The following is a 9,418-nucleotide window of genomic DNA, read 5'->3' as shown; positions in this document are numbered from 1 at the left end:
GACCGCCCCGGTCAGGGGCGGTCTTCACGGCTTCACGGAGGGGGATGCGGCGTGGTGGGTCCGTCACGAAGTGCGGGGTGACGGACCCTGAGTCATCGCCGGTATTCGTCGTACTCGTCGTCGGACGAGTCGTCGAATTGGTCACTGCTGTCGTGACCGTCGTCTTTGCCGCCCGACAGCTCACGCTGTAGGGCGTCGAAGTCCGTGGCGTGTGAGCTGTACTTGAGCTCCCGGGCCACCTTCGTCTGCTTGGCCTTAGCTCGGCCGCGCCCCATGGCTCGACCCCCTCGCACAGTGACGGGGCGGCCGGGGGAACGGCGGCCCCGTAGATGTCGACAGTTGATTCCTGGTAACTACCGTACCGTGCCGAAGGGGTTCGATGCGACGCGGCATGGTGTGCAGAACCCGACACCCGGCCGAACACTCTCCCGAGGGCGTCGATCGCCACGGTCCGTGAAACCATGAGCGCGTGCCCCGTCCGTTCGTCGCCTACCTCCGGGTGTACGAGCCGTTGTCGTCTTTCGCTGGATCACTGGGGGATTTGCTCCGCGCCGTGATCGAGGACGGCGCGGTCGAGCACGCCCAGGCGGGCATCCGCGAACGTGAAGTGTGGTTCCGATCACAGCTCACCAGCGCCACGCTCCCCGGCGAACTGCCCGACGGCCGTCCCGCACCGAGCTCGGTCCGCGACGTCCTCGTGATCGACCCGGCCGAGGTGCACTGTGAGGAAGCGACCGTGGGACCGGGTCCGCTCGTGTGCCCGATGGATGTCCGGGCACGGTCCGCGGCGGCCCTGATGGGCTTCCTGGAGACGTCCACGCCGATGTTGCGGGCGGCGATGCTGTCGGACTCCCCGGAGCGCCTGCGGGCGCGCGCGGCCCACATCCTGGGTGACCAGCCCAACGGTTCGGTCCACATCGTGTCGACGACGTGGACGGTCCCGCTGCCGTGGTTCTCGCTGGTCGACCCCGCCCACCGGCACGTGGTCGTGGCACCCAGGGGTGACCCCCGACGGCAGGTGTACTGGCGCGTGGCCATGGGCGACGCCCGGCGCCGGATCGAGCGTGCGGCGACGCTGGCTGAGCAGACCTTCGGGGACGCGGGCCCCACGCGGGTGCTGATCGACACCGCTGCCTGGCTGGAGAACTTCGACGACGCCTCGGCCGTCGAGCTGGACTACGGCGGCCTCGTGCAGCTGTTCACGGACGAAGAGTTGCTGGAGGACACGTCGGCCGACGACGTGAACGGCATCCTGGACGCGATCGAAGCCTCGGACGCGAGTGAAGTAGCCGACCGCTTCACCAAGCTCCGCGACTTCTGGGCAGGCATGGCCATCCGGGAACGGTTCAACTAGCCGCACACCCAAGCAGGCACCCGAAGGATCAGTCCAAGTCATCCAACAGGCCGGGCCGGAGCCGCGCGGAGCCCACCGGAACCCCTCCGCCCAGGATCTCCCGCTCAGCCATGTCCGCCAACGCGGGAGCGTCATAACCAAGCGCCCGCAGAACCCCCACCAACAGCGGAGTGCGCGGCCGCGGCGCCCCATCGTCGATCTTCATCGCCGCCGACGTGCCATCCGCCAACACCATCGCGTGCACGCCCTCAGCCCCACCCTTGACCAAAACACCGGGGATGGCCTGCATCAGCTCCGTGTCGTCCCGATCGGTCCCGCCGACCAGGTGCGGGTGCGCCCGCATCGCGTCCGCGACCCGTCGCCTGCGGGTGCCAGGTTCGGCCAGCACCAGCCCGCGATAGCCGGTGGCCAGGCCTTCCAGGGTCAAAGCAAACAAGGGAGCACCGCAGCCGTCGACGCCGATGGTGCTGATGTCCTCGCCCGTCATCTCGGCGACGGTCTCGGCGATCGCTGCCTGCGCCGGGTGGTCCGGGTCCAGATACGACCGGACGTCCCAGCCGAGTTGGACGCTGGTGGCCAGCATCGCCGCGTGTTTGCCCGAGCAGTTCATCGCCGCCGAGCGCTTGCTGCCGCCGCCGGCGATCACCCGGTTGCGTGCCGCCTGGTTGAGCGGCCAGTCGGGTGGGCAGCCGAGGTCGGATTCGGTCAGGCCGTTCTTGCCCAGGATGCCAAGCACCTGCTCGACATGCTCGGTCTCACCGCTGTGGGACGCGCAGCCGACGGCGAGGTCGGCGTCGTCGGGCAGGTCGAGGCCCGCGCGCAGCAGGCCGAGGCCTTGCAAGGGCTTGTTGCAGGACCTGGTGAAGACCGGCTCCCGGACTTCACCCAGGGCAAGGAGGATCTCCCCGTACGGATCGAGCACCACGAGAGAGCCGCGGTGCACGGATTCCACGAATCCGGAGCGGAGGACTTCGACCAGTACCGGGTTCAGCTGGGCTCCCGCTTGGCACGTTCGGCGGCAAGAAGATCGTCGACGGATGCGCTCCCGGCTCGGTAGCGGCTGCCGATCTGCTCGTTTAACAGATCCATCACCACCTGCACCTGGCGCCGCCGCTGCGAGACCGAGGCCTCCTCGGCCTGGTAGGTCCGCAGTGCGAGGTCGAGGCGTTCGTCGGGCAGGGAGACGACATCGGTCAGGTCGGCGTCGGAGACCAGGGCCTCGACGTGCCTGCGGTGCGCCTCGGCCCGCGACGGCTCGAGAGTTTGGTAGCGGCCGGAGCCCATGGCCGGGCCCACCGCGTTGTCGGCGAGGATCGCCGCGAGCTGGTCGACCACCGACTCGGACCCGCCCGTGGCCCGGCGCTTCTGCTCGGCCTTGACGATGTCGATCCGCCCGTGGAGCAGTCTGCGCATGTAGGAGAGGTCGGTCTCCTCCTGCGCGGCGTCGTCGCGCCGCGCCCGGACTTCGACGAGGTCGAGCTGGTCGAGGTTCTCGACATAGTCAGGCGACAGCACTCGGTCGATGCGCCTGCGCCCACCGGGGCGGACTTCGATCACGCGCACATCCTCCGATAAATAGTGCCTCGCCGCCATATCTGCGCCTAGCAATCTCTGCCCAGCTAGCTTGTCACCCCGAGCAGCACTCGCGCGTCATCGGGTTTGATCGGCGGCCGCTGGGCGATCTTCGCCAGACCAGACGCGCGCGCGACCAACTGGGCGTTGTCCTTGACCCGTTCGCCCCGCGCGTAAGAGATGGTGTCCTCCATCCCGACCCGGACGTGCCCGCCCGCCGACAGCGCGGCCAGCAGCACCGGCAGGGTCGAGCGGCCCACGCCGGTCGCCGAGAAGGTGGCGCCATCGGGGATCAGCCGCAGCGCCGCGGTGAACGTCTCGATGTCGCCGGGCATGCCGCCGGGCACGCCCATGACCAGGTCCAGGTGCACGTGGCCGCCCGCGGGCAGGCCGTGCTGGTCGAGCAGCCTGCGCAGGGCGGTCAGGTGTCCGAGGTCGAAGATCTCGTACTCGGGGACGATGCCCCGGTCTTGCATCCGCTTGTGCAACTCGACGATGAAGTCCCAGCGGTTGAGGAACACGTCGTCGCCGAAGTTGAGGGTGCCCATCGAGCAGGACGCCGAGTCCGGCATCGCGTCGAGCACCCGCAGCCGGTGCTCCTCGGGATCGGTCACCGCGCCGCCGGTGGAGAGCTGCACGATGAGGTTCGTGCTCTCCCGCACGGCCGCGACCGTGTCCCTGAGCCGCTGCAGATCCAGCGACGGCTTGGCGTCGTCGTCGCGGATGTGAATGTGGATCATCGCGGCGCCGACGCGCTCACAGTCGCGTGCGGTGGCGACGAGCTCGTCCAAGGTGACCGGCAGGTTCGGCACGTCGGTTTTGGCGTGCTCGGCACCGGTCGGGGCGACCGTGATCAACGTGCCCGGAGATGTCGACATGGCGCCGATCCTGGCATACCGAGCCGCGGTTGCCTCAATGCCGGAGGCCTTGGGCGGCCACTCGGCCCAGAGCAGGGGTGTCCGGTGGGATGGAGTCCGGGTCGACGGAGGCCTGGGTGGACTCGCCCGCGACCAGCTCGGCGCCTGCCCCGACGGACCGTTTCAGCAGGGCGAGCGCGATCGGCCCCAGCTCGTGGTGCTGGGCGACCGACCCGACCCGGCCGACGACCTTCTCGCCGCTGCGGACCGCGGCCCCGGTGTCGGGCAGGCTCTCCGCGCTGCCGTCGAGGTGGAGCAGCAGCATTCGGCGCGGCGGCCTGCCGACGTTGTGGACCTTGGACACCGTCTCCTGGCCGCGGTAGCAGCCCTTGGCCACGTGCGCGGCCGACGGTACCCAGTTGACTTCGTGCGGGATCGTCTTCTCGTCGGTGTCGACGCCGAGCCGCGGCTTGCCCGACTCCACGCGCAGCGCCTCGAAGCCGAACGTGCCCATCGGGCGCGCGCCCGCGTCGGTCAGCTTGGTCCACCACGCGACCAGTTCGGCGCGGGGAACCAGCAGGTCGGCGGCGTCGTGGCCAGGCCACGGCATCCGGCGGACCACGACGTCGGCGCCTGGTGCCACGGCGTACTCGCCCGCCGGGACGGGCAGTCCGACGCGCTCAAGCAGGTCCGGGGTCTCCGGGCCGACCAGCGAAAGCACCGCGCGTTCGGCGGTCGCGTCGCGCGGCTCGACCTTCGACCAGAAGACCATCTGCTGGAAGTACTCCAGCAGCGAGACCTCGCCGCCGCGCGCGCCCGAGGCCTGCGCCCCACGCTCGGTGTCGATCCACACCGTGTCGCCCGCGTGGGCCAGCAGCATGTGCGCGTCGACCCGGCCCTGGCTGTCGAGCACCAGCGCCTCGGTGCCCGCGCCGTCGGCCAGGCCGGTCACGTGCTGGGAGATGACCAGGTGCAGCCAGGCCAGCCGCTCCTCGCCCGGGACCGCGATGACCTCGCGGTGCGACCGGTCGACGACGGCGACCTTGCGGGCGGCGGCCCGCTGCTCGGCGAACGGGTCGCCCCAGTGCCAGGCGACACCCGAGTCCACCGCCCCGTCCGGCGGGGGGATGGCCCCGGGCAGGTCGAGGATCGGTGAGCGAGGTGTCACGCGGACTCCTTAGTGCAGGTGCGGCAGATACCGGACAGGGCGAGATGGCTTGCGTCGAGTACGAACCCGTGGGCGGCCCGAACTGTTCCGGCGAGCCCTTCCACCATCGACCGCGGGATCTCGTCGATGTGGCCACAGCGGTGGCAGACCAGGTGGACGTGCTGGTGTTCGTGCACCGAGTACGTCGGGGCGCCGTGGCCCAGGTGGGTGTGGCGGACCAGGCTGAGACTCTCCAGCAGCTCCAGGGTGCGGTAGATCGTGGTGATGTTGACCGACGGAGTGGTCCGCTGCACATGGTGGCAGACCTGCTCGGGCGTGGCGTGCTCGAGTTCGATCAGGGCGTCGAGGACCAGCTGCCGCTGCGGGGTCATGCGCATGCCGCGCTCGTGCAGCGTCGTGCGCAGTTCCTCGCGGTTTCTCAGGGTCTCCACCCAGCCGATGTTAGGCCTTCGGCGGGCGTAGGGTGCGGCCATGCGCGTGTTGGTGATGCTTGACGGAACCGAGGCCGACGCCGATCAACCGCACGTCCGGGTCGACGACCTCGGGTTGATGCGCGGCGACGGCGTCTTCGAGACCGTCCTGGTGGTCGACGGAGCGCCCCGCGAGCTCGGCCCGCACCTCGACCGGCTGGCCCGCTCGGCGGCGATGCTCGACCTCCCCGCGCCGGACCTCGCCGCCTGGGAACGCGTGTCGCGCCAGGTGATCGACAGCTGGACCGCGAGCGGCGAGATGGCGCTCAAGCTGGTCTACACCCGCGGACCCGAGTTCGGTGACGGCTCGACGACGGCGTTCGCCCTCGGCATGCCGGTCAGCGCGAGGGCGATCGCCCACCGCGAGACTGGCGTCTCCGCGCTCACGCTCGACCGCGGTTTCGACCCGTCCATCGTCGAACGCGCTCCCTGGCTGCTGCTCGGCGCGAAGACGCTGTCCTACGCGGTCAACATGGCCTCGATGCGCTACGTCGAGGCGCACGGCGCCGACGAAGCGATCTTCGTCGCCTCGGACGGATCGGTCCTGGAAGGCCCGACCGCGACGGTCGTGCTGATCGAGGGCGACACCATGCGCACCACCCCGCCGACCAGCGGAGTCCTGCCCGGCACCACCCAGGGCGCGCTGTTCCGCGCGGCCGAGCGCGCGGGCTGGACGACGAAGGTCGAGCCGATCCGCCGCGAGGAACTCGACGGCGCCGAGGGACTGTTCCTCGCCTCCAGCGTCCGCAAGATCACCCGCGTGCACACCCTCGACGGTGTCGAAATGCCTGACTCGGTGAAGCTGCACGCCGAGCTGAACGCCCTCTACGAGTCCGAATACGCCTGAACGCGCAGCCGAATCCTCGTCCCGGGCCTGGCCTGGGCGAGCTCCGGCAGGCAGCGCGCGGCCACGACGCCGATCACCGGGTAGCCGCCGGTCGTCGGGCGGTCGGCCAGGAAGATCACCGGGCGCCCGCTCGCGGGCACCTGCACCGCGCCCGTCACTACGCCTTCGCTGGTCAGCTCCCGGCCCGCGAACTCGGGCGCCCGGGTCAGCAGGTCGCCCAGCAGCCGCAGGCCGACGCGGTTGCTCTCCGGCGAGACCGCCCACGTCAGCCTGGCGAACTGGGCTGCCGGGTCGGCGAACCAGTCGTCGCGCGGGCCGAGCAGGACCGGGATCGTCAGGTGGTCGGCGGGGCTCGGCGGCGGGACGGCGTCCTCGCCGACCGGTGGGCCCACGGGCAGGCCCAGCGGCAGCACGTCGCCCGCGGTCAGCGGGTCCGGGCCGATGCCCGAGAGCAGGTCGGTCGACCGGGACCCCAGCTGCGGGGGCACCGCGATGCCGCCGGAGACCGCGACGTAGCAACGCAGGCCGGACCGTGGTGAGCCCAGCTCGATGACCTGACCCGCCCGCAGGTGGACCGGGGTGTGCGAGCCCGCGTCGCGACCGTCGACCGTGACCGGCACGCTCGGTCCCGTCACCGCCACCGTGCACGACACCTCCGCGCGCAGTCGCAGCCCGCCCAGCACGGACTCGATGCCCGCCGTGTCCTCCGTGTTGCCCGCGAGCCGGTTGGCCAGCCGCAGCGACGGCTGGTCGAGCGCGCCGGAGGGTGGGACGCCGAGATGGGCGTTGCCGGGTCGGCCGAGGTCTTGGACCAGTGCCTGCGGCCCGGTGGCGAGGACGGTGACGGCCCGGGTCATTGCGCCTCGAAGCGGACGCGGTCGCCCGGTGCCAGCAGCGACGCCGGGGTGCGGGCCGGGTCGAACAGCGGGTCGGCGTCGTCGGCGAGCCTGCCCAGCAGCCGCCAGCCGCCCGGTGACGAACGCGGGTAGACGCCGGTGAACTCGCCCGCGACCCCGATCGCGCCGACCGGGACCCGGGTGCGCGGGGTGTCGAGCCGCGGCTGACGCAGGGGTTCGGGCAGGCCGGTCAGGTAGGCGAATCCGGGGGAGAAACCGCAGAACGCGACCGTGTACTCGGCGCCGGAGTGCAGGGCGACGGTGTCCTCGACGCTCAACCCGGCGGCCTCGGCGACCATCTCCAGGTCGGGACCGTCGTAGACCGAGGGCAGCACCACCGCCCGGGAGTCCGAGACGGGAGCCTTCGACAGATCGGTTCGGTCCAGCAGGTCGCGGACCTGCTTGAGCCCACCGGCACCCGCCGCGAACGACACGAGCACCGTCCGCGCGGCGGGGACAAGGTCGACGACGCCGGACAGGTCGGCCAGTGCGGCTCGGGCGGCGGCCACCTCGGTCAGCGAGTCCAGCTCCACCAGGACCGCGGCCGCGCCGCACCGCCGCAGCCGCACCTAGCCGACGATTCTCTGCAGGTAGGCCGAAGTGTGCGGCTGCATCGGCCTGCCCACCATGGCCCGCTCCTCGACGTAGGCGAGGTCGCCGTTGTTGACCAGCCCGTAGAGCCGCTTCGCCGCGGTGACGTCCTTGGCGGACGCGGTCCGGCTGACCAGGTCGGTGCCGATCTCCCACGACGTCTGCGTGCGCGGGGTGCCGTAGTACAGCTCGAGGATGCCCGACGAGTGCGTCAGCAGGACCTCGATGGTGTCGTCGGCCTGCGGCCGCCAGAACCCGGTCTCCCGGGCGGCGGGCCGGATGACGTTGCCCTCTTCGTCGAGCAGCCAGGACCGCGCCTCATAGAACAGGAACGGCCTGCCGTCGTGGGCGAAGGTGACCTGCTGGCCGAACTTGAACGGCCCCTCGATGGTCGGGTAGACGACCTCGCCCTCACCGCGCCACACCCCCACCAGCGGCAGTAGCGCGAGGCAGGCGTCGTGCAGGTTGGGGCCCTCACGCAGGTTCGAGGTGTCCGCCGGGATCGGCAGGTCGTCGAACTGCGGGAGGTTGCGGTGCCGGGTCTGCTCGGCGCGCTTCTCCGCGGCGTTGATCGCCGCGTCGCCGCTGCCGGAGACCGGGTCGTTCGCCGTCATCTCAGCGCGGGTCGGCGTAGATGCGGTACACCACGTAGCCGGCGAACCACGTGGTCAGCACACCTATGAGCACGAGCAGCGTCGTGAAGAAGATTTCCACAGACCGGAGGATAACGGCACGGGCCGCCGCGGACACGACCGCGGCGGCCCGAGCGTGGCGGGTATCTCAGCGGCCCCAGCCACCGGAGACGGAGATGACGTCGTACATGGCCGACCAGGTCTTCGGGCCGACGATGCCGCTGGCCTTGATCCCGGCCGCGCGCTGGAACCGCTTGACCATCCCGACCATCTCCGGGCCGTAGACGCCGCCGCGGACCGCCCAGCCCGACTCGCCAGGGTAGAGCCGCTTGAGCGTCGCGCCGAGGTGGTCGACCTTCGCGCGGTCACGCTCGCCGGGGTGGATGCCGAACTTGGGGGTCCCGGCGGGGCCAAGCGTCAGGCCCGAGTCCATCCGCCCGAGCAGGGCCTGCCAGGTCTTGGACCCGACGATGCCGCTGTCCTTGATCCCGTGTGCGCGCTGGAAGGCACGCACGGCCGCGAGCGTCTTCGCGCCGTAGAACCCCGGTGCCGGTCAGCTGGTAGCCGCGCTCGCGCAGGTTGAGCTGCAGCGCCAAGACATATTTGCCCGTCGCGCCGGGACGGACCTGCGGCTTCCTGCTCGCGTATCCCTGGGAGGCCGTCGAGTTCGCGGTCGACTCCGGGCAGGCGGCGGCGCTGCCGGTGCCGACCGCCATGCCTCCCGCGAGCACTCCAGCCGCCACCAGGCCGATGATGGACGTGCGGAAACAAGCCTTGATTCCCATGGATTCTCCCCAGTTCGGCGGCCTTGCGGCCTCGTTGCCAGGTACACGCCCGAACGAACCCGGAAATCGGTTGGTCACAAGGAAGTCACGGATTTCCCGACCGAAACACCGAAGCCCCGGGGAGGTCCCAGGGGCTTCGGTGAGCTGACGGATCAGGCGACCGTGATGGCCACGTCGTGGAAGCCGGGGCCCGCCGCGCTGACGGTTGCCTCGCCGTTGCCGGTGCGGTGCAGGGCGCGGACGGTC

At 70.9% G+C, this 9,418-nt stretch carries 12 protein-coding genes and 2 pseudogenes; 2 read left to right on the top strand and 12 right to left on the bottom strand.

From position 1 onward, the window contains the following. Positions 1 to 92 precede the first annotated feature (92 nt). On the bottom strand, positions 93 to 275 hold the full coding sequence (locus tag ACRDSQ_RS25130) for a DUF3073 domain-containing protein (protein WP_091376232.1): 183 nt from the start codon (positions 273 to 275) through the stop codon (positions 93 to 95). Positions 276 to 469: 194 nt separating this feature from the next. Between ACRDSQ_RS25130 and ACRDSQ_RS25125 the strand changes: the two genes are divergently transcribed. Continuing rightward, positions 470 to 1,354: a hypothetical protein gene (locus tag ACRDSQ_RS25125; protein ID WP_431424426.1), complete on the top strand. Its 885-nt coding sequence runs from the start codon at positions 470 to 472 to the stop codon at positions 1,352 to 1,354. Between the two features lie 28 nt (positions 1,355 to 1,382). On the opposite strand, the gene ACRDSQ_RS25120 is transcribed toward ACRDSQ_RS25125, so the two are convergent. From ACRDSQ_RS25120 to ACRDSQ_RS25100, 5 genes are all read right to left on the bottom strand, one after another. Then, a complete protein-coding gene (locus ACRDSQ_RS25120; protein ID WP_431424429.1) occupies positions 1,383 to 2,333 on the bottom strand; it encodes an asparaginase in 951 nt (316 codons plus the stop codon). Positions 2,334 to 2,341: 8 nt separating this feature from the next. Next, a complete protein-coding gene (locus ACRDSQ_RS25115) occupies positions 2,342 to 2,911 on the bottom strand; it encodes an aerial mycelium formation protein (protein ID WP_431424425.1) in 570 nt (189 codons plus the stop codon). 62 nt (positions 2,912 to 2,973) lie between these two features. Next, on the bottom strand, positions 2,974 to 3,804 hold the full coding sequence (locus tag ACRDSQ_RS25110; protein WP_431424424.1) for a 3-keto-5-aminohexanoate cleavage protein: 831 nt from the start codon (positions 3,802 to 3,804) through the stop codon (positions 2,974 to 2,976). Between the two features lie 34 nt (positions 3,805 to 3,838). Further along, entirely contained in the window at positions 3,839 to 4,951 is a 1,113-nt protein-coding gene (locus ACRDSQ_RS25105; protein ID WP_431424423.1) for a YgfZ/GcvT domain-containing protein, read from the bottom strand. Then, positions 4,948 to 5,328 carry a Fur family transcriptional regulator gene (locus ACRDSQ_RS25100; protein WP_431424428.1) on the bottom strand — a complete coding sequence of 127 codons (381 nt, stop codon included), beginning with the start codon at positions 5,326 to 5,328 and terminating at the stop codon, positions 4,948 to 4,950. Before ACRDSQ_RS25100 ends, ACRDSQ_RS25105 begins: the two co-directional genes overlap by 4 nt. 94 nt (positions 5,329 to 5,422) lie before the next feature. Here ACRDSQ_RS25100 and ACRDSQ_RS25095 point away from each other — a divergent pair, with 94 nt between their 5' ends. After that, entirely contained in the window at positions 5,423 to 6,268 is an 846-nt protein-coding gene (locus tag ACRDSQ_RS25095) for an aminodeoxychorismate lyase (protein ID WP_431424422.1), read from the top strand. Here ACRDSQ_RS25095 and ACRDSQ_RS25090 read toward each other — a convergent pair. The 6 genes and pseudogenes from ACRDSQ_RS25090 to ACRDSQ_RS25065 all read right to left on the bottom strand — a co-directional run. Continuing rightward, positions 6,247 to 7,125, bottom strand: a complete 879-nt coding sequence (locus tag ACRDSQ_RS25090; RefSeq protein WP_431424421.1) for a biotin-dependent carboxyltransferase family protein — start codon at positions 7,123 to 7,125, stop codon at positions 6,247 to 6,249. The two genes, ACRDSQ_RS25095 and ACRDSQ_RS25090, sit on opposite strands and share 22 nt — an antisense overlap. Next, complete coding sequence (locus tag ACRDSQ_RS25085; RefSeq protein WP_431424420.1) at positions 7,122 to 7,733, bottom strand: 5-oxoprolinase subunit B family protein; 612 nt, start codon at positions 7,731 to 7,733, stop codon at positions 7,122 to 7,124. Before ACRDSQ_RS25085 ends, ACRDSQ_RS25090 begins: the two co-directional genes overlap by 4 nt. Next, a complete protein-coding gene (locus tag ACRDSQ_RS25080) occupies positions 7,734 to 8,369 on the bottom strand; it encodes an FABP family protein (protein ID WP_431424419.1) in 636 nt (211 codons plus the stop codon). It lies immediately after the preceding gene. Positions 8,370 to 8,535: 166 nt separating this feature from the next. Beyond that, positions 8,536 to 8,820 carry a peptidoglycan-binding domain-containing protein gene (locus ACRDSQ_RS25075; RefSeq protein ID WP_431424427.1) on the bottom strand — a complete coding sequence of 95 codons (285 nt, stop codon included), beginning with the start codon at positions 8,818 to 8,820 and terminating at the stop codon, positions 8,536 to 8,538. A gap of 21 nt (positions 8,821 to 8,841) precedes the next feature. Then, positions 8,842 to 8,919: pseudogene (locus tag ACRDSQ_RS25070) on the bottom strand (peptidoglycan-binding domain-containing protein); the annotation flags it as partial. A gap of 405 nt (positions 8,920 to 9,324) precedes the next feature. Further along, a pseudogene (locus ACRDSQ_RS25065) lies at positions 9,325 to 9,418 on the bottom strand (DUF1416 domain-containing protein); the annotation flags it as partial.

Origin of the sequence: Actinokineospora sp. (assembly GCF_050699995.1) — a bacterium.
Taxonomy (GTDB): domain Bacteria; phylum Actinomycetota; class Actinomycetes; order Mycobacteriales; family Pseudonocardiaceae; genus Actinokineospora.
The sequence above is the reverse complement of the archived record's forward strand: the minus strand, read 5'-3'. Positions and strand labels throughout refer to the sequence as shown.